Source organism: Bacillus methanolicus MGA3 (assembly GCF_000724485.1).
GTDB lineage: Bacteria > Bacillota > Bacilli > Bacillales > Cytobacillaceae > Bacillus_Z > Bacillus_Z methanolicus_A.
This window is the reverse complement of sequence record NZ_CP007739.1, coordinates 685988-704115: the sequence shown is the minus strand read 5'-3', so window position 1 is coordinate 704115 and position 18128 is coordinate 685988. Positions and strand designations below refer to the sequence as shown.

The following is an 18128-nucleotide window of genomic DNA, read 5'->3' as shown; positions in this document are numbered from 1 at the left end:
AATAGAAGCGAAGGGCTCCAAACAACTCACTTTTTTAATAGAGTTTGGATGGTAACATATTTCACTAAATAAACAAATAAAAAAGAGATCATTTCGCAATTAGAAATGATAATTTAAATATGTACACAAATGCTTGAATAATATTGTACAAAATTGACTTCAGATTTCATACTAATCATGAGGTGGTTAGTATGTACATATCGATTAATGTCGAATCTGATTTTGAGTTTAAGAGTCTTGAAGACTTACCAAAATTAAAACAACTAATAGAGCATTTGAAGATGAAAATTAATAAAAATCAATTAGCTAGAGATCTAGGTGTAGATCGTAGAACCATTGATAAATATTTAAATGGATTTATTCCTAAACGTACACGAAAGAAGCATTCCAAATTGATGAATACTATGAAATATTGCGGCACTACTTTCGGAAGATGCTAAGCAGAAGTTTTATTATCGACGTGTGCTATGGCAGTATTTAAAGGATAATCATGGACTGGATTGTGCAGCATCGACGTTTCGAGCGTATATTGCAAAAACGCCCGAATTTAATGCTTACTTTGAAGAGGATAAACGGATTTCTTCTCCTAAAGGCACAGTACGTTTTGAAACGCCTATAGGAAAACAAGCACAATTGGATTGGAAAGAGAGTATTCCTTTTGAAACAAAGGATGGTCAGAACGTTGAAATCAATGTTGCAATACTGATTTTATCTCATTCACGTTTCAGAACCTTCCTAATGAGTATTTCTAAATCACAAAGTGTCCTGTTTTCCTTCTTAACAGAAACATTCGAAGCTCTTGGAGGGGTGCCGGCTGAAATAATCACGGATAATATGAAAACCGTTATGGATGAGGCAAGAACAGAACATTCTCCAGGAAGAGTGAATGCCAAGTTTGCGCAATTCGCTAAGGATTTTGGTTTTGAGGTGAAGCCATGCATTGCTGGACGTCCACGGACAAAAGGAAAAGTCGAAACCACAATGAAAATATTAGATGAAATTCATGCTTATCAAGGTCAGTTGACCTTGGAAGAATTACATCAATTTGTGCAAGACTTATCTCATCGGGTGAACCATGAGGTCCACCAAGGAACTGGAAAAATTCCTGCGATAGAATTCAAAAAAGAAAGGAATCACCTACTCCAGTTACCAGCCGAGAAAGTAAGAGATTCCTATCGGATCAAACATACGCTTGTAAAAGTCAATGCATCCAACATGATTTCCTACAAATCAAACCAATACTCGGTACCAGCACAATACCAAGGAAAGAAAGTAGGCTTACAAGTGTATGATAATCAATTATGGATTTATTATAACACGGAACTGATTGCGCAACACCCTATAAGTAACAAGAAATTAAATTATCAGGAAGCACATTATCAAGAAGCCTTGGGCGTTTCCATGCCCAATTATCCGGATATTGATGATCTAGCAAAACGGAATTTAGCAACGATTGGGGAAGTGTATAAATAATGAATCCTACAACAAACTATCAACAACTCATACAAAACTTGGATTATTTGAAGCTCAAGCAAATGTCCTTGCATTTAAATGAAGTCTTAGACTTCAGCGTTAACCATCAATTGTCACTGGTAGATACGCCAGTGAAACTGACGAATTACGAAATTGATGTACGTGAACAAAATATGATTCAATCGATGGTGAAGGTTGCGGCTTTTCCGCATTTGAAAGAAATAATAAAGGATTTTGATTTTAGTTTTCAACCGTCAATAAATCAAAAACAAATTTTAGATTTTTTAACGCTTCGATTTATCGAAGCAAATGAAAACATAGTTTTTCTAGGGCCAAGTGGCGTAGGAAAAACACATTTAGCCACTTCCATTGGGATTGAGGCAGCGAAGAAACGTACAAGCACTTATTTCATTAAGTGCCATGATTTAATTCAAAATCTGAAGAAAGCACGTTTAGAAAATCGGTTAGAGAGCAGATTAAAACACTATACAAAATATAAACTATTAATTATTGATGAGATCGGTTATTTACCGATTGATGCCGAGGACGCAAAGCTTTTCTTCCAACTCATCGATATGCGTTATGAGAAGCGTAGTACGATTCTTACAACGAATGTGAATTTTAAAGCATGGGATGAAATCTTTCAAGAACCCAAGCTGGCCAATGCGATTTTAGACCGCATTTTACATCACGCAACCGTTGTCTCTATCATTGGAGATTCTTATCGTTTAAAGGACCATTTGGCGAAAGAAAACGAGTGATTTTGTACATCCTTAAACAAGCAAAAGTGTACATATTTGTGTTGACATTTATACGCAATAAAAATCATGTCCTTATTCATCCAGTTGCAAAATACATAATTCTTCCGTATTTTAGTACTTTTTTTAGAATTAATTTTAATAGTAAAAACTGCAATTATGTTAAAAGATTTATATTAATTTCAACATGAAAATAAAAGTTAATTAAACGATAAATAATATATTCTGTTTCAATTTTTAAAATAAAACAGCTTTTTAAATCAATGTTTATTCTCCGAAACAATAAACCCCTTTACAAAATGACCAAGAAGAACCACGCTCGTTTTTTACAAATTCAATTAAATCATCAAGGTTTTCCGAACACACATTTTCATATGTAGTAGTTCTTTTCCCTTCATCAGCTTTTCTCCAAAGAAAAGGACAAACCACCTTATGTATTTTGTTCATATCAGCTCTGTCTAATGTTCCACCATAATAGTTAAAAACAAATCCACTTTGATTTTCCTTGCACCAGCTTTCATATTCTTTATCCTGATTATAAAAGCGATAAATCATTGAATTTATCACTCCTTTAGTAATTTAAAAAATTCTTCCATTACAGTGGCTTGATTAGTAAAGCAGCCCCTCTTTTTTCATTGTTTCGTACTTAGGCTGTAAAATATCGATTAGTTCTTTTTTAATACGTCTTTGCTCTTCTTTTGTTTCAATTATTGCCCATAAAATGTTTATATTCCCTTGATGTTGAGTGAAGAACTTTATGTGCTTTTCACATCCCCTACCTGAATATTTACCAAACGATTCATAATAATGAAATCTAACTCGTTCCGCTAACTTTCTCAATCTCTCTAACGTACTCAACCCTATTTCCACTGTAAAGCGGAAGAAAGGTACTAAATTTTGCTCATAAAAACGGATTGTCAATTCGGATAAGTTTTTTCCTCTGTTTTCTAGCTGAAAACCATCGTAAAGTTATTGCAAAGTTTTTTCTAATTCCACCCTTTTCATAGCACGTATTTTTGCCAAATTTTCTCCCCCTTTAAGATTAACATAATCCTAAAGGCATCCAATTAAGCGGTGGGCGTGTAGTCATGTTGTGTACACGATTAGCCTTTAGCTTTAATTCTTTAAAAAACAAAAAAGCCAATGCTCTAAATTAATCAAAGCATTGACTTTACAGGCTTTTTGTTATATATGGTACCGGTGGTCGGGGTCGAACCGACACGGGATAAACCCACACGATTTTGAGTCGTGCGCGTCTGCCAATTCCGCCACACCGGCATATTAATAATTTTTTGGCAGTGCCGAGGACCGGAATCGAACCGGTACGGTAGTCACCTACCGCAGGATTTTAAGTCCTGTGCGTCTGCCAGTTCCGCCACCCCGGCGTATTCCACATTAAGACCTGTCCACTAATTATATAAAATAAGAAATGGAGGCGGCAACCGGATTCGAACCGGTGATAAAGGTTTTGCAGACCTCTGCCTTACCACTTGGCTATGCCGCCGTATAAATTGGAGCGGAAGACGGGACTCGAACCCGCGACCCCCACCATGGCAAGGTGGTGTTCTACCACTGAACTACTTCCGCATAATGGCTGGGCTAGCTGGATTCGAACCAACGCATGACGGAGTCAAAGTCCGTTGCCTTACCGCTTGGCTATAGCCCATTAATAACAAATTATACATATCATATGGGGCGACTAGTGGGAATCGAACCCACGAATGTCGGAGCCACAATCCGATGCGTTAACCACTTCGCCATAGCCGCCATAAAGATTGGCAGGGGTAGTAGGAATCGAACCCACACCGGAGGTTTTGGAGACCTCTGTTCTACCGTTAAACTATACCCCTATTACAATGGTGGAGGGGGACGGATTCGAACCGCCGAACCCTGAGGGAGCGGATTTACAGTCCGCCGCGTTTAGCCACTTCGCTACCCCTCCAAGAGATTATGATTATAACATGAACATTTAATTAGATCAATAAATTTTAGCGATGCCGGCGAGAGGAATCGAACCCCCAACCTACTGATTACAAGTCAGTTGCTCTGCCAATTGAGCTACACCGGCTAAAATGGTGGCTCGGGACGGAATCGAACCGCCGACACAAGGATTTTCAGTCCTTTGCTCTACCGACTGAGCTACCGAGCCTAATTTTTTTATAATTCGTTAAAAATCTATAATTATGTATATGATGGGATGGCGGTCCCGACGGGAATCGAACCCGCGATCTCCTGCGTGACAGGCAGGCATGTTAACCGCTACACTACGGGACCAGATTGCGGGGGCAGGATTTGAACCTGCGACCTTCGGGTTATGAGCCCGACGAGCTACCGGACTGCTCCACCCCGCGACGATAATATTACATTTAGTATTTCCATTCGATTTTTCTTTTGGATGGTGGAGGATGACGGGATCGAACCGCCGACCCCCTGCTTGTAAGGCAGGTGCTCTCCCAGCTGAGCTAATCCTCCAAAATAAGAAGTGGTGACCCGTACGGGATTCGAACCCGTGTTACCGCCGTGAAAGGGCGGTGTCTTAACCACTTGACCAACGGGCCATAGAAAAATTATTGATGACGGAGAGCAAGGGATTCGAACCCTTGAGACAGCGTTAACCGTCTACACGATTTCCAATCGTGCTCCTTCGACCACTCGGACAGCTCTCCCAATGGCTCCGCAGGTAGGATTCGAACCTACGACCGTTCGGTTAACAGCCGAATGCTCTACCACTGAGCTACTGCGGAATAGTTAGTATTACTTACTAATCCTTGTCTAGCTAAGCCGAATGTCCCCATCTCGGTAAGCTTAGTCAAGATGCGGCTCGATGGGTACAACTCGCAGCTTATTCATTGAAGCTTTGCTCGTTGCTCTACCACTGAGCTACTGCGGAATAATTTTATTATTCAGCCTGGCAGCGTCCTACTCTCGCAGGGGCAATGTCCCAACTACCATCGGCGCTGAGAAGCTTAACTTCCGTGTTCGGTATGGAAACGGGTGTGACCTTCTCGCCATCGCCACCAGACTAGTGACCAAAGACATATATTATTATAATGCCTTTTTTGATTTTTTCAAGAGGAAATTTCATTCTCTCAAAACTAGATAATGCATGAAGAAGTGAAGAACAATGAGTATCATTTGCGGACTTCTTCCGCTTTTTAATTTGGTTAAGTCCTCGATCGATTAGTATCTGTCAGCTCCACGTGTCGCCACGCTTCCACCTCAGACCTATCAACCTGATCATCTTTCAGGGATCTTACTAGCTTGACGCTATGGGAAATCTCATCTTGAGGGGGGCTTCATGCTTAGATGCTTTCAGCACTTATCCCGTCCGCACATAGCTACCCAGCTATGCCTTTGGCAAGACAACTGGTACACCAGCGGTGCGTCCATCCCGGTCCTCTCGTACTAAGGACAGCTCCTCTCAAATTTCCTGCGCCCGCGACGGATAGGGACCGAACTGTCTCACGACGTTCTGAACCCAGCTCGCGTACCGCTTTAATGGGCGAACAGCCCAACCCTTGGGACCGACTACAGCCCCAGGATGCGATGAGCCGACATCGAGGTGCCAAACCTCCCCGTCGATGTGGACTCTTGGGGGAGATAAGCCTGTTATCCCCGGGGTAGCTTTTATCCGTTGAGCGATGGCCCTTCCATGCGGAACCACCGGATCACTAAGCCCGACTTTCGTCCCTGCTCGACTTGTAGGTCTCGCAGTCAAGCTCCCTTATGCCTTTACACTCTGCGAATGATTTCCAACCATTCTGAGGGAACCTTTGGGCGCCTCCGTTACTTTTTAGGAGGCGACCGCCCCAGTCAAACTGCCCACCTGACACTGTCTCCCGCCCCGATCAGGGGCGCGGGTTAGAATTTCAATACAGCCAGGGTAGTATCCCACCGACGCCTCCACCGAAGCTGGCGCTCCGGCTTCTCAGGCTCCTACCTATCCTGTACAAGCTGTACCAAAATTCAATATCAGGCTGCAGTAAAGCTCCACGGGGTCTTTCCGTCCTGTCGCGGGTAACCTGCATCTTCACAGGTACTATAATTTCACCGAGTCTCTCGTTGAGACAGTGCCCAGATCGTTACGCCTTTCGTGCGGGTCGGAACTTACCCGACAAGGAATTTCGCTACCTTAGGACCGTTATAGTTACGGCCGCCGTTTACTGGGGCTTCGATTCAGAGCTTCGCTTTTAGCTAACCCCTCCTCTTAACCTTCCAGCACCGGGCAGGCGTCAGCCCCTATACTTCGCCTTGCGGCTTCGCAGAGACCTGTGTTTTTGCTAAACAGTCGCCTGGGCCTATTCACTGCGGCTTTTCCGGGCTATGCACCCAGAAAAGCACCCCTTCTCCCGAAGTTACGGGGTCATTTTGCCGAGTTCCTTAACGAGAGTTCTCTCGCTCACCTTAGGATTCTCTCCTCGCCTACCTGTGTCGGTTTGCGGTACGGGCACCTTTTTCCTCGCTAGAGGCTTTTCTTGGCAGTGTGGAATCAGGAACTTCGGTACTACATTTCCCTCGCCGTCACAGCTCCGCCTTCTGCTAACGGGATTTGCCTCGTTAGCGGCCTAACTGCTTGGACGCGCTAATCCAGCAGCGCGCTTGCCCTATCCTCCTGCGTCCCCCCATCGCTCAAACGGAAAAGAGGTGGTACAGGAATATCAACCTGTTGTCCATCGCCTACGCCTTTCGGCCTCGGCTTAGGTCCCGACTAACCCTGAGCGGACGAGCCTTCCTCAGGAAACCTTAGGCATTCGGTGGATGGGATTCTCACCCATCTTTCGCTACTCATACCGGCATTCTCACTTCTAAGCGCTCCACCAGTCCTTCCGGTCTAGCTTCAACGCCCTTAGAACGCTCTCCTACCGCGGACACCAAACGGTGTCCACCCACAGCTTCGGTGATACGTTTAGCCCCGGTACATTTTCGGCGCAGAGTCACTCGACCAGTGAGCTATTACGCACTCTTTAAATGGTGGCTGCTTCTAAGCCAACATCCTGGTTGTCTAAGCAACTCCACATCCTTTTCCACTTAACGTATACTTTGGGACCTTAGCTGGTGGTCTGGGCTGTTTCCCTTTTGACTACGGATCTTATCACTCGTAGTCTGACTCCCAAGGATAAGTCTTTGGCATTCGGAGTTTGTCTGAATTCGGTAACCCGATGAGGGCCCCTAGTCCAAACAGTGCTCTACCTCCAAGACTCTCACACTTGAGGCTAGCCCTAAAGCTATTTCGGAGAGAACCAGCTATCTCCAAGTTCGATTGGAATTTCTCCGCTACCCACACCTCATCCCCGCACTTTTCAACGTGCGTGGGTTCGGGCCTCCATCCAGTGTTACCTGGACTTCACCCTGGACATGGGTAGATCACCTGGTTTCGGGTCTACGACCACATACTCATTCGCCCTATTCAGACTCGCTTTCGCTGCGGCTCCGTCTCTTCGACTTAACCTTGCATGTGATCGTAACTCGCCGGTTCATTCTACAAAAGGCACGCCATCACCCATGAATGGGCTCTGACTACTTGTAGGCACACGGTTTCAGGTTCTCTTTCACTCCCCTCCCGGGGTGCTTTTCACCTTTCCCTCACGGTACTGGTTCACTATCGGTCACTAGGGAGTATTTAGCCTTGGGAGATGGTCCTCCCTGCTTCCGACGGGATTTCACGTGTCCCGCCGTACTCAGGATCCACTCAGGAGGGAACGAAGTTTCGACTACAGGGTTATTACCTTCTCTGACGGGCCTTTCCAGACCTCTTCGTCTACTCCGTTCCTTTGTAACTCCATGTTGAGTGTCCTACAACCCCAGGAGGCAAGCCTCCTGGTTTGGGCTGTTCCCGTTTCGCTCGCCGCTACTCAGGGAATCGCGTTTGCTTTCTCTTCCTCCGGGTACTTAGATGTTTCAGTTCCCCGGGTCTGCCCTCCTAACCCTATGGATTCAGGCTAGGATCCTATCCCATTACGGATAGGGGGTTTCCCCATTCGGAAATCTCCGGATCAACGCTTACTTACAGCTCCCCGAAGCATATCGGTGTTAGTCCCGTCCTTCATCGGCTCCTAGTGCCAAGGCATCCACCGTGCGCCCTTTCTAACTTAACCTTCAAGGTTTGAAACCTAAAATGGCGATACTCGGTTCTTCTTTTGCCTTCTTCACATTATCTAGTTTTCAAAGAACGAAGTTCTGAGGAATTGCTCCCTCAAAACTAAACAAACAAAAGCGATCAACTATTCTGTTGTAATGTCTAGCTACGGGCCTAGCCTCTCGAGTCGCTTCGCTTCTTCTGTCAAAGTCTTTTGGACTTTTCCGCCAGAAGCTCCAGCGCTTGTCGAGGCTGACCAGTCGCCTTTGCTTTTCGAATAATCCTTAGAAAGGAGGTGATCCAGCCGCACCTTCCGATACGGCTACCTTGTTACGACTTCACCCCAATCATCTGTCCCACCTTAGGCGGCTGGCTCCTTGCGGTTACCTCACCGACTTCGGGTGTTACAGACTCTCGTGGTGTGACGGGCGGTGTGTACAAGGCCCGGGAACGTATTCACCGCGGCATGCTGATCCGCGATTACTAGCGATTCCGGCTTCATGCAGGCGAGTTGCAGCCTGCAATCCGAACTGAGAATGGTTTTTTGGGATTGGCTCAGCCTCGCGGCATCGCAGCCCTTTGTACCATCCATTGTAGCACGTGTGTAGCCCAGGTCATAAGGGGCATGATGATTTGACGTCATCCCCACCTTCCTCCGGTTTGTCACCGGCAGTCACCTTAGAGTGCCCAACTGAATGCTGGCAACTAAGGTCAAGGGTTGCGCTCGTTGCGGGACTTAACCCAACATCTCACGACACGAGCTGACGACAACCATGCACCACCTGTCACTCTGTCCCCCGAAGGGGAACGTCCTGTCTCCAGGATTGTCAGAGGATGTCAAGACCTGGTAAGGTTCTTCGCGTTGCTTCGAATTAAACCACATGCTCCACCGCTTGTGCGGGCCCCCGTCAATTCCTTTGAGTTTCAGCCTTGCGGCCGTACTCCCCAGGCGGAGTGCTTAATGCGTTAGCTGCAGCACTAAAGGGCGGAAACCCTCTAACACTTAGCACTCATCGTTTACGGCGTGGACTACCAGGGTATCTAATCCTGTTCGCTCCCCACGCTTTCGCGCCTCAGCGTCAGTTACAGACCAGAGAGCCGCCTTCGCCACTGGTGTTCCTCCACATCTCTACGCATTTCACCGCTACACGTGGAATTCCGCTCTCCTCTTCTGCACTCAAGTTCCCCAGTTTCCAATGACCCTCCACGGTTGAGCCGTGGGCTTTCACATCAGACTTAAGGAACCGCCTGCGCGCGCTTTACGCCCAATAATTCCGGACAACGCTTGCCACCTACGTATTACCGCGGCTGCTGGCACGTAGTTAGCCGTGGCTTTCTGGTCAGGTACCGTCAAGGCACCGCCCTATTCGAACGGTACTTGTTCTTCCCTGACAACAGAGCTTTACGACCCGAAGGCCTTCTTCGCTCACGCGGCGTTGCTCCGTCAGACTTTCGTCCATTGCGGAAGATTCCCTACTGCTGCCTCCCGTAGGAGTCTGGGCCGTGTCTCAGTCCCAGTGTGGCCGATCACCCTCTCAGGTCGGCTACGCATCGTCGCCTTGGTGAGCCGTTACCTCACCAACTAGCTAATGCGCCGCGGGCCCATCTGTAAGTGATAGCCGAAGCCATCTTTCAGCTCTTTCCCATGCGGGAAAGAGGATTATCCGGTATTAGCTCCGGTTTCCCGAAGTTATCCCAGTCTTACAGGCAGGTTGCCCACGTGTTACTCACCCGTCCGCCGCTGACTTCAGGGAGCAAGCTCCCATCGGTCCGCTCGACTTGCATGTATTAGGCACGCCGCCAGCGTTCGTCCTGAGCCAGGATCAAACTCTCCAAAAAAGAGTAAGATATGCTCATAAATAATAGAATTAACGTTGACGCTTTTGTTTGTTCAGTTTTCAAGGAACATTTTAGCAAGTCACTTAGAAGCGACTTTTTTAATATATCATGCGGTGTTTAGTAAGTCAACACCTTTTTTAAGAATAAATCCGTCACCAGCAAAAGAGTTTTTGTTTCTTTTGCAGCGACGGATATTAATATAGCAAGTATTTTTAAAAAGGTCAACAGTTTTTTTGTTTTTTTACAATAATTTTTCTGCTACCTTGTAATATCTATGGAATATCCCTTGGCCTTTTGTTTCCTTATTAACTACTTCAATTATATTCTTCTCGATAAGATATTCTAAAAGAACTCCAAGATCTACCGAATAGCCAGCAAGCTCTTGATGTTCCATAATATCGCTGAACGACCAATATGTTTTTTCTCTTAAAATCTCCAATAAGTGGGAAGTTCCAAGATTTGTTTTTGAATAAATTAAGAAATCACTTGCTAAAAACAGCAACTCCAAACGCTTTTCGAGTGTTTCTTCACTATTTACTAGTTCCTCGTAAAGTTTAAAAATTTCAGGATCAATTTGTTTGACCTGGTTCCAAACGGTAACTTCCGGGTGAAATCCATTCTCTATCACCGCAAGCCGGGCAAGATGATGAAGTGAATGTACAACATGATTATAGGCATCTAAATAATGCTGGTTATTAAAAAACGACTTTCCATCCATGTATCTTCTAATTAATTTTGCAAATTCTAATCCCATTTTTATTTTCCTGCCAGAGAAAGGAAATTCTCTAAGCTCATTTTTTAAGTTATGAATGTATTCATTTCGGTCAAAAAGAACTTTTCCGTCAAAAATCCATTCAACCACTTTTCGGTTTGATCCCAATAACAGCCACTCATTTAATTGTTTTTGAGTCACAATGTGCATTGCCGCTTTTTTCTCTTCAAACGTGTAATGTTTTATAAAAACGGGCATATCCGCACTTTTAACAATTATTAGTAAAACCTTATCAAATGTATCAGTTGTCGGAATTGCCTTTTGTTTTTTTTCAATCATTAATACACCAAGTGTATCCTTATGGCTTGCACGTTCCTGGTAGATAGGCCGAAGGGCGTCTTCCATAATCATTCCTCCAAAAAAATTGTTAGCGTATAAATTCGACATCTCAAAAAATATCTCCTTCTAAAATAAAAGACCATTTTACCAACTTGAAACAATAACATTTATTCAATCACAAATGATATGATATAGTTAATCTTTAGGAGGGACAATGCATGGCAAAATATACAAGTAAAATAAATAAAATTCGCACTTTTGCATTAAGTTTAATTTTTATTGGCTTTGTAGTTATGTATGTTGGGATTTACTTCAGAAATCATCCTCTGATCATGACTATATTTATGATTCTAGGTTTGCTCTTTATTATTGCTAGTACAATTGTTTATTTCTGGATTGGCATGTTATCAACTAAAACTGTTCAAGTCATTTGTCCTAATTGCAATAAACCAACAAAAATGCTCGGCAGAGTGGATATGTGTATGTACTGCCGGGAACCTTTAACTCTTGATCCCGAGCTTGAGGGAAAAGAATTTGATGAAAAATACAATAGGAAGAAGTAAAAAACGGCCTTCTCATTCTTTGAGAGGCCATTTTTTCAAATTTTAAACACATAAAAAACCGAATAGCAAATGCTACCGGCTTCAATAACGAATTAATGGTTTTCTTTACTTGAACATTCAGGACAAGTACCGTAAATTTCCATACGATGGTGACTAACTTTAAATCCAGTCACATGGGAAGCGAGCTGTTCAACCTCATTAAGGCCAGGGTAATGAAAATCAACGATTTTTCCACAACTCTCACAAATTACATGGTAATGATGAGTTGTGACAAAATCGAATCTGCTTGATGCATCGCCATAAGTCAACTCTTTAACGAGGCCAACTTCACGAAATACCCTTAAATTATTGTAAACTGTTGCCACACTCATATTCGGGAACTTCCCTTCTAAAGCTTTATATATTTCATCAGCTGTCGGGTGTGACATTGAGTTTATTAAATATTCAAGTATCGCATGACGTTGTGGAGTTATACGAACTCCCGTTTCTTTTAAGGTTTCCAGCGCTTCTTTTAACTGCTTGTGTTCCATCGCCATGCACCTCTTTTCTAACAAAAATTCTTACTTTATAATCTTTATAATATAATTAGTGTACTAAGAATTAACTACTTTTGTCAATATTCCGAAGCTGTATAAATAATTTTCATTTACTTTTGGTGAACAATTTGTTCTTAAACTTCCATATAATTGTTTACATAACGGCCCGTCACACAAAAAAGCGGACCCATATGGATCCGCAATAAACTTATCTGAGGAGGTATGCCCTAATACAATGATATTCAAAACTCGGTTTCATGAATGGACAAAAGCCTCGTTATTAAAAAATAGGCTTTATTGTTATGACGTTAAATTCTCACGGACATATTGCAATGTTTCTTCAACATGGCCCTTTACTTTAACATTTCTCCATTCCTTCACTATTTTCCCGTCTTTATCAATGATAAATGTTGACCTTTCAATACCCATATATTCTTTGCCGAAATTTTTCTTTAACTTCCAAACACCAAATGCTTCTGCTAGTTTATGATCTTCATCAGCTAATAAAAGGAAAGGAAGACCGTGTTTTTCAATAAACTTTTCATGCCTGTTAATTGGATCAGGGCTTACTCCTAAAATCACTGTATTAGCATTGGAGAATTCTTGATACGCATCCCTAAAATCACAAGCTTCTGTCGTGCAGCCAGGGGTCATATCCTTCGGATAAAAATAGAGGACAATATTTTTACCGCGAAAATCTGACAGTTTGACTTTTTTTCCATTGCTGGCAGGAAGATCAATATCCGGGGCAAGTTCTCCAGTAGAAACTGGCATTACGATCCCTCCAAATCTCAAAATTAGTTCTAATCATAAGCCTATCCAATATATCTGTGAAATACAACTATACTAATTGAAATTTCACTTTATTTTTCACCATCCAGAACCGCTTTCGCAACAAAAGCAGCCGGAATTGTATACCCTACCAACGCCTCAAGAACAACCACTGTTCTTCCGATACCCACGGGGACGATATCTCCGTACCCAACAGAGAAAAGTGTGATGGTGCTGAAATATATAGAAGTTTCCAATTTTTTAAAAAAGTCGCCTTGTAAAATTCTTCCGTTTTCCAGGATGACAGCATTTCCGTTGAACTCAAACAAAATATAAATTAAGCCAAATCCGATCATGATCGTGGCATAGAGAAATGCCAAAAATAAAAAATTTTCCAATGAAACAAGCTTGCCCTTTAATGTATTTGGTAAAAACAAAGTACGCAGACTCATTGCAATACAGAAAATTACACTTGATAACAATATGTAAAACACCATTTTATTCCCTCTTTTCTGCATCACTTATTTCATCTATACGCGAACAGAGAATTCCTTATGCAAGCTTGTTTACTATATAGAAAGCGGAGCTGGACAATAAGAAAAAAGCCAGATGGATTGACCTGGCTTAGTTCCCTGCACCCCTGTACCGTTTTACACCCGCATTCCATAACAGCACTGATAAAATGAAGAAAACTGCCCCAATGATAGGAGTCAAAAAGGAATATGCATACCATTCTGTTTTCTTAAGAAAATAAGCAGCCGGATAAACACCGACAAAAGCAAACGGGAGTATCCATGTTAAAATAAAACGGATAGCGCGATTATATATATCAACTGGATACCTGCCATAATTTCCGATATTGTACATCATCGGCATAATCGATGTGTTTGCATCAGCGAAAAAACTTATACATGCAATCATGATAAAAGTTCCTGCATAAACAAGCACACCGCCGGCAACAAACAGGACAAATAAAAATGGATCATACCAGCTGATTTGTAAATCCATCCTTGCTCCTGCATAAAACATTACGATTAGACCGGTTACGGCTCCGAATAAAGATTCAAGTTCAATTCTTTCCAAAATGACCTGGAACAAGCTATGAATGGGGCGAGTTAAAACTCTGTCAAATTCACCCTTCACTATGTACCTCTCATTAAAATCCCATATATTAAAGAACGCTGAAAAAATAGCGTAAGGTACTAGAAAAAAACCATAGATAAAGATAATTTCATCTCTACTCCATCCGTTTAATAAATCGGTATGTCCGAAAACCACTAAAATAAAAATTAGATTCACAGCTTGAAGCAATAAGTCGGATATCAACTCAACAAATACATCCACACGGTATTGCAGTCTTGTCTTCATATATTGGGCAACATATTGAAAAAATATCGAAACATAAAACATTTGTCATCCCCCTTGAATGATCAATTGTTTTTTCGCAGCCATCCAGAGAATCTGAATTGGAAAAATAAGGACAATCACCCAAATACCTTGAAAAATTAATGCATCGATTGCTTCACTTCTTGAAAACCCTTCCGTGAAAATCATGCTCGGTATATAGCTGATTCCTTGAAAAGGAAGAAACTTCATTATATCTTGCGCCCATGCCGGAAAAAAACTGATCGGCAAAAGCAGTCCAGAAAACAAATCTATAATGACCCGTTTTGCCCGAATTAATCCAATATTATTGTATAAGAAAAAAGTAGTAATTCCTGTTAGCAAATTGATTTGTGTATTAATAAAAAAACTTAATAAAATAGAAACTGCGAATAGCATCCATACTGATAAGTCAGCAGAAAATCTAAGCGAAAAAATAATTGATACAATTACCATCCCAGGGATTGAAAAAAAGAACAGCCGAAAAATCCCTTCCCCAAGTCCCTGCATAGTTTTCATGCCGAGGTAATAGTAAGGGCGGATCAATTCAATTGCTACATTCCCTTCTTTAATTTCCATCGCCATTTCACGGTCAATATTGTTGAAATAAAAAGCTCTGGCCATCCAGGCAACTGCGACGTAAGTTGTCATCTGAGCAGCCGATAAACCTTCTATATTGCTTTTTCCGCCATATATCGAATTCCAAATGAAATAATAAACTCCAATATTAATTGTATAAATTAGAATTCCACTATAATAATTCGTTCGATAGGCCAGCATCATTAAAAATCGAATCCGTATCATTTCCAAATATTTTTCCATTAACCTCTCCTCACAAAATGCCTTTTTCATAGATATTACGAATGATTTCTTCCGTTGATATTTCATTTACTTTGACATCTTTAATTTTGTAGGAAGAAACTACAATAGAAATTAAGCGCGAAACTTTATCATCGTTGTCTTCCATATGTGCAGTAAAGATTTGGTCTTTCTCGCCTTTATTCCACTTAACTCCCAAGCTGGAAGTCAGCCTTTCTAAATCAGAAATTTTTGCTTCTTCAATAAATTGGAATTGAATCTCCTTTCCCTCTCCCCACTGATCTTTTAGTTTCCTTAATGAGCCATCATAAATGATTTGACCTCCATCCAGCATAATAACCCGCTCGCACAAGGCTTCTATGTCAGAAAGATCGTGGGTTGTGAGCAAAATAGTAGTATTATATTTTTTATTTATTTCTTTTAAGAATTCGCGAATCTTTAATTTTACAAGTACATCCAGCCCAATTGTCGGTTCATCCAAAAATAATAGCCGGGGATTATGGATTAAGGCAGCCGCCAATTCACAACGCATTCTTTGCCCTAGGGACAGCTTGCGAACAGGTTTGTCCAATAACGGTTCGATTTCCAATGATTTTATCACATGGTCCATATGTTCGTTATATTGTGCATCGGAAACTTTATAAACTTTTTTTAAAAGCCGGAACGATTCCTGAACAGCAATATCCCACCATAATTGTGATCGCTGACCAAATACAACACCAATTGTTTGAACGAATTTTTCCCTCTCTTTATGCGGGTCCATTCCATTTACAGAAACCAGTCCCGATGTCGGAGTTAAGATTCCGGTAAGAATCTTAATTGTCGTTGATTTACCTGCCCCGTTTTCCCCGATGTAACCAACCATTTCTCCCTGCTTCACATGAAAGCTGATATCATTAACAGCTGGAACAATTTTGTAATTCCTTGTAAAAAGGTCGCGAAAAGCACCCTTCAGTCCGCTCCGGCTTGAGTATACTTTAAATTCTTTACGCAAATTACGGACGACAATCGCATCTCCCATTGTTTCTCCTCCTGCCTTCAAAGTTCTTAAAAAACTTTCATGAGTTTTTACTCCCAACCATGACATGGAAATAGGTCTCATTTAAAAACAAAACCAACATAATAAGGCGGTGTGAGCGAAGTCAAGCTCTATCTATTTACAAAACTAAACGAGGATTCTTGCTCAAGCAGATTTACATTTTTAATTTTGTTCGCGCAGCTCCGCCCCTTTTCCACAAAAAAAGTTTACTCATTCAAGCTAATTAAGACAAATTACATGCATCATCCTTTAAGGTTAATAAAATCTTTAATTTAGAAAAAACATGATAAAATAGATTTGCAGCAATCTTTAAGGAGGCAACTTATGCAATTTACTAGATCTGAACAATTACATAAAGAAGCTTTAGAACATATTGTTGGAGGTGTTAACAGTCCTTCACGTTCTTACAAAGCAGTTGGCGGCGGTGCACCTGTCGTCATGGAACGAGCCAAAGGCGCTTATTTCTGGGACGTTGACGGAAACAAGTACATTGATTATCTGGCAGCATACGGTCCGATAATTGCCGGTCATGCCCATCCGCATATTACCGAAGCAATAAAAAAAGCAGCGGAAACTGGCGTTCTTTATGGCACACCTACACCACATGAAGTAAAATTCGCTAAAATGCTTAAAGAAGCGATCCCCGGGCTGGAAAAAGTCCGCTTTGTCAATTCAGGTACGGAAGCAGTTATGACTACCATTCGCGTGGCAAGAGCCTATACCGGGAGAGATAAAATTATTAAATTTGCCGGATGTTATCACGGCCACTCTGACCTTGTACTTGTTGCGGCAGGTTCAGGACCTTCCACATTAGGCACTCCCGACTCAGCAGGAGTTCCAAAAAGCATTGCCCAGGAAGTGATCACTGTACCATATAATGACATTGAACCATTCAAACAGGCGCTGGAAAAATGGGGTGATCAGGTTGCCGCAGTACTAGTGGAGCCGATTGTCGGCAACTTTGGAATTGTCGAGCCTAAACCAGGATTTCTTGAGAAGGTAAATGAACTAACACATCAAGCGGGTGCACTTGTCATTTATGATGAGGTGATCACAGCTTTCCGCTTCATCTATGGAGGTGCACAAGATATGTTAGGCATTAAACCTGATTTAACCGCACTCGGAAAAATTATCGGTGGAGGGCTTCCGATCGGCGCATATGGCGGTAAAAAAGAAATCATGGAAAAAGTTGCTCCACTAGGACCTGCCTATCAAGCCGGAACAATGGCTGGCAACCCGGCATCCATTTTAGCGGGTATTGCTTGTCTTGAAGTATTGCAAAAGGAAGGCGTGTATGAACATTTGGACCGTCTTGGAGCTATGCTTGAAGAAGGGATCTTATCTGCAGCAGAAGAGCACGGAATTCCGATCACAATTAATCGCCTTAAAGGAGCATTAACGGTTTATTTTACAAACGAAAAAGTTGAAAACTATGAACAAGCCGAAAACACTGATGGTGAAATGTTTGCAAAGTTCTTCAAGTTGATGCTTAAACAAGGCATAAACCTTGCACCCTCAAAATATGAGGCATGGTTTATTACACTCGCTCACACTGAAGAAGATATTAAAACAACGATTCATGCAGTCCAGAATGCTTTTAACTCATTAGCAAACAAATAATTATTCATTTTTTATACATCACGGAGGACAGTTTGTCCTCCAGTTTTTTTCATTTTTATTAATGAAAACGATTTCATTTCTATATTTACAGAACTATTTCCCAATTCTTCAAACAATTTTCCTATCCAACTTTATGCATAATTATGTTGATTTCTGAAAATTAATATGATAATATTAAAAAATATAATTTTGAAAATTCG

Annotated in this window: 12 protein-coding genes, 16 tRNA genes, 3 rRNA genes and 1 pseudogene; 4 read left to right on the top strand and 28 right to left on the bottom strand. The window is 42.0% G+C overall.

Translation table 11 applies throughout. From position 1 onward, the window contains the following. Window positions 1-191 precede the first annotated feature (191 nt). Both istA and istB read left to right on the top strand, forming a co-directional pair. Window positions 192-1473, top strand: a pseudogene (gene istA, locus BMMGA3_RS03550) (IS21 family transposase). After that, on the top strand, window positions 1473-2234 hold the full coding sequence (gene istB / locus BMMGA3_RS03545; protein ID WP_038502035.1) for an IS21-like element helper ATPase IstB: 762 nt from the start codon (window positions 1473-1475) through the stop codon (window positions 2232-2234). The pseudogene istA and the gene istB overlap by 1 nt, the downstream one beginning before the upstream one ends. Window positions 2235-2498: 264 nt before the next feature. Here the strand turns inward: istB and BMMGA3_RS03540 are convergent, their stop codons facing one another. The 22 genes from BMMGA3_RS03540 to BMMGA3_RS03435 all read right to left on the bottom strand — a co-directional run bounded on the left by BMMGA3_RS03540 (window position 2499) and on the right by BMMGA3_RS03435 (window position 11263). After that, the gene (locus tag BMMGA3_RS03540; RefSeq protein WP_004433225.1) at window positions 2499-2786 is read right to left on the bottom strand and encodes a hypothetical protein; all 288 of its coding nucleotides are present in this window, start codon (window positions 2784-2786) and stop codon (window positions 2499-2501) included. A gap of 54 nt (window positions 2787-2840) precedes the next feature. Then, window positions 2841-3089 carry a hypothetical protein gene (locus tag BMMGA3_RS03535; protein WP_155815518.1) on the bottom strand — a complete coding sequence of 83 codons (249 nt, stop codon included), beginning with the start codon at window positions 3087-3089 and terminating at the stop codon, window positions 2841-2843. Window positions 3090-3423: 334 nt separating this feature from the next. Beyond that, window positions 3424-3509 (bottom strand) — tRNA-Leu (locus BMMGA3_RS03530). A 21-nt stretch (window positions 3510-3530) separates the two neighbouring features. Next, window positions 3531-3616: transfer RNA gene (locus tag BMMGA3_RS03525), tRNA-Leu, on the bottom strand. Between the two features lie 45 nt (window positions 3617-3661). Further along, window positions 3662-3735, bottom strand: a tRNA-Cys gene (locus BMMGA3_RS03520). An 8-nt stretch (window positions 3736-3743) separates the two neighbouring features. Beyond that, window positions 3744-3818, bottom strand: a tRNA-Gly gene (locus BMMGA3_RS03515). Window positions 3819-3822: 4 nt separating this feature from the next. Continuing rightward, window positions 3823-3897, bottom strand: a tRNA-Gln gene (locus BMMGA3_RS03510). Between the two features lie 25 nt (window positions 3898-3922). After that, window positions 3923-3998: transfer RNA gene (locus tag BMMGA3_RS03505), tRNA-His, on the bottom strand. 9 nt (window positions 3999-4007) lie between these two features. After that, window positions 4008-4081 (bottom strand) — tRNA-Trp (locus BMMGA3_RS03500). Between the two features lie 7 nt (window positions 4082-4088). Continuing rightward, window positions 4089-4173 (bottom strand) — tRNA-Tyr (locus BMMGA3_RS03495). A gap of 53 nt (window positions 4174-4226) precedes the next feature. After that, a tRNA-Thr gene (locus BMMGA3_RS03490) sits at window positions 4227-4299 on the bottom strand. A 5-nt stretch (window positions 4300-4304) separates the two neighbouring features. After that, window positions 4305-4380 (bottom strand) — tRNA-Phe (locus BMMGA3_RS03485). 49 nt (window positions 4381-4429) lie between these two features. Then, window positions 4430-4505: transfer RNA gene (locus BMMGA3_RS03480), tRNA-Asp, on the bottom strand. Between the two features lie 3 nt (window positions 4506-4508). Continuing rightward, window positions 4509-4582, bottom strand: a tRNA-Met gene (locus tag BMMGA3_RS03475). A gap of 45 nt (window positions 4583-4627) precedes the next feature. Continuing rightward, window positions 4628-4703 (bottom strand) — tRNA-Val (locus tag BMMGA3_RS03470). An 11-nt stretch (window positions 4704-4714) separates the two neighbouring features. Next, window positions 4715-4789 (bottom strand) — tRNA-Glu (locus BMMGA3_RS03465). A 19-nt stretch (window positions 4790-4808) separates the two neighbouring features. Continuing rightward, a tRNA-Ser gene (locus BMMGA3_RS03460) sits at window positions 4809-4897 on the bottom strand. Between the two features lie 3 nt (window positions 4898-4900). Continuing rightward, window positions 4901-4975 (bottom strand) — tRNA-Asn (locus BMMGA3_RS03455). Between the two features lie 162 nt (window positions 4976-5137). Continuing rightward, window positions 5138-5253 (bottom strand): 5S ribosomal RNA (rrf, locus tag BMMGA3_RS03450). A 138-nt stretch (window positions 5254-5391) separates the two neighbouring features. Further along, a 23S ribosomal RNA gene (locus tag BMMGA3_RS03445) occupies window positions 5392-8326 on the bottom strand. A gap of 269 nt (window positions 8327-8595) precedes the next feature. Continuing rightward, window positions 8596-10146: ribosomal RNA gene (locus BMMGA3_RS03440) — 16S ribosomal RNA — on the bottom strand. The 16S, 23S and 5S rRNA genes sit together here with 16 tRNA genes alongside, the layout of an rRNA operon. Window positions 10147-10387: 241 nt before the next feature. Continuing rightward, window positions 10388-11263: a nucleotidyltransferase-like protein gene (locus BMMGA3_RS03435; protein ID WP_034669430.1), complete on the bottom strand. Its 876-nt coding sequence runs from the start codon at window positions 11261-11263 to the stop codon at window positions 10388-10390. A gap of 152 nt (window positions 11264-11415) precedes the next feature. Here BMMGA3_RS03435 and BMMGA3_RS03430 point away from each other — a divergent pair, with 152 nt between their 5' ends. After that, entirely contained in the window at window positions 11416-11760 is a 345-nt protein-coding gene (locus BMMGA3_RS03430; protein WP_003347748.1) for a YgzB family protein, read from the top strand. Window positions 11761-11852: 92 nt separating this feature from the next. Here the strand turns inward: BMMGA3_RS03430 and perR are convergent, their stop codons facing one another. The 6 genes from perR to BMMGA3_RS03400 all read right to left on the bottom strand — a co-directional run bounded on the left by perR (window position 11853) and on the right by BMMGA3_RS03400 (window position 16290). Continuing rightward, window positions 11853-12290 carry a peroxide-responsive transcriptional repressor PerR gene (gene perR / locus BMMGA3_RS03425; RefSeq protein WP_003347750.1) on the bottom strand — a complete coding sequence of 146 codons (438 nt, stop codon included), beginning with the start codon at window positions 12288-12290 and terminating at the stop codon, window positions 11853-11855. A 306-nt stretch (window positions 12291-12596) separates the two neighbouring features. Next, a complete protein-coding gene (bcp, locus tag BMMGA3_RS03420) occupies window positions 12597-13070 on the bottom strand; it encodes a thioredoxin-dependent thiol peroxidase (protein ID WP_003347753.1) in 474 nt (157 codons plus the stop codon). 89 nt (window positions 13071-13159) lie between these two features. Then, complete coding sequence (locus tag BMMGA3_RS03415; RefSeq protein ID WP_003347755.1) at window positions 13160-13564, bottom strand: ion channel; 405 nt, start codon at window positions 13562-13564, stop codon at window positions 13160-13162. Window positions 13565-13691: 127 nt separating this feature from the next. Next, window positions 13692-14477 carry an ABC transporter permease gene (locus tag BMMGA3_RS03410; RefSeq protein WP_003347757.1) on the bottom strand — a complete coding sequence of 262 codons (786 nt, stop codon included), beginning with the start codon at window positions 14475-14477 and terminating at the stop codon, window positions 13692-13694. A 3-nt stretch (window positions 14478-14480) separates the two neighbouring features. Further along, complete coding sequence (locus BMMGA3_RS03405; protein WP_003347759.1) at window positions 14481-15272, bottom strand: ABC transporter permease; 792 nt, start codon at window positions 15270-15272, stop codon at window positions 14481-14483. 10 nt (window positions 15273-15282) lie between these two features. Next, window positions 15283-16290 (bottom strand): ABC transporter ATP-binding protein, encoded by a 1008-nt coding sequence (locus BMMGA3_RS03400; protein WP_003347760.1) that lies wholly within the window; start codon window positions 16288-16290, stop codon window positions 15283-15285. A gap of 342 nt (window positions 16291-16632) precedes the next feature. Between BMMGA3_RS03400 and BMMGA3_RS03395 the strand changes: the two genes are divergently transcribed. Continuing rightward, window positions 16633-17928 (top strand): glutamate-1-semialdehyde 2,1-aminomutase, encoded by a 1296-nt coding sequence (locus tag BMMGA3_RS03395; protein ID WP_003347762.1) that lies wholly within the window; start codon window positions 16633-16635, stop codon window positions 17926-17928. Window positions 17929-18128: the final 200 nt, after the last annotated feature.

Coding starts and splice junctions, on each gene's coding strand:
- BMMGA3_RS03430 (WP_003347748.1), top strand. CDS start 11,416: ATGGCAAAATATACAAGTAAAATAAATAAAATTCGCACTTTTGCATTA.
- BMMGA3_RS03540 (WP_004433225.1), bottom strand. CDS start 2,786: ATGATTTATCGCTTTTATAATCAGGATAAAGAATATGAAAGCTGGTGC.
- BMMGA3_RS03415 (WP_003347755.1), bottom strand. CDS start 13,564: ATGGTGTTTTACATATTGTTATCAAGTGTAATTTTCTGTATTGCAATG.
- istB (WP_038502035.1), top strand. CDS start 1,473: ATGAATCCTACAACAAACTATCAACAACTCATACAAAACTTGGATTAT.
- BMMGA3_RS03400 (WP_003347760.1), bottom strand. CDS start 16,290: ATGGGAGATGCGATTGTCGTCCGTAATTTGCGTAAAGAATTTAAAGTA.
- BMMGA3_RS03410 (WP_003347757.1), bottom strand. CDS start 14,477: ATGTTTTATGTTTCGATATTTTTTCAATATGTTGCCCAATATATGAAG.
- BMMGA3_RS03395 (WP_003347762.1), top strand. CDS start 16,633: ATGCAATTTACTAGATCTGAACAATTACATAAAGAAGCTTTAGAACAT.
- BMMGA3_RS03405 (WP_003347759.1), bottom strand. CDS start 15,272: ATGGAAAAATATTTGGAAATGATACGGATTCGATTTTTAATGATGCTG.
- bcp (WP_003347753.1), bottom strand. CDS start 13,070: ATGCCAGTTTCTACTGGAGAACTTGCCCCGGATATTGATCTTCCTGCC.
- BMMGA3_RS03435 (WP_034669430.1), bottom strand. CDS start 11,263: ATGGAAGACGCCCTTCGGCCTATCTACCAGGAACGTGCAAGCCATAAG.
- perR (WP_003347750.1), bottom strand. CDS start 12,290: ATGGAACACAAGCAGTTAAAAGAAGCGCTGGAAACCTTAAAAGAAACG.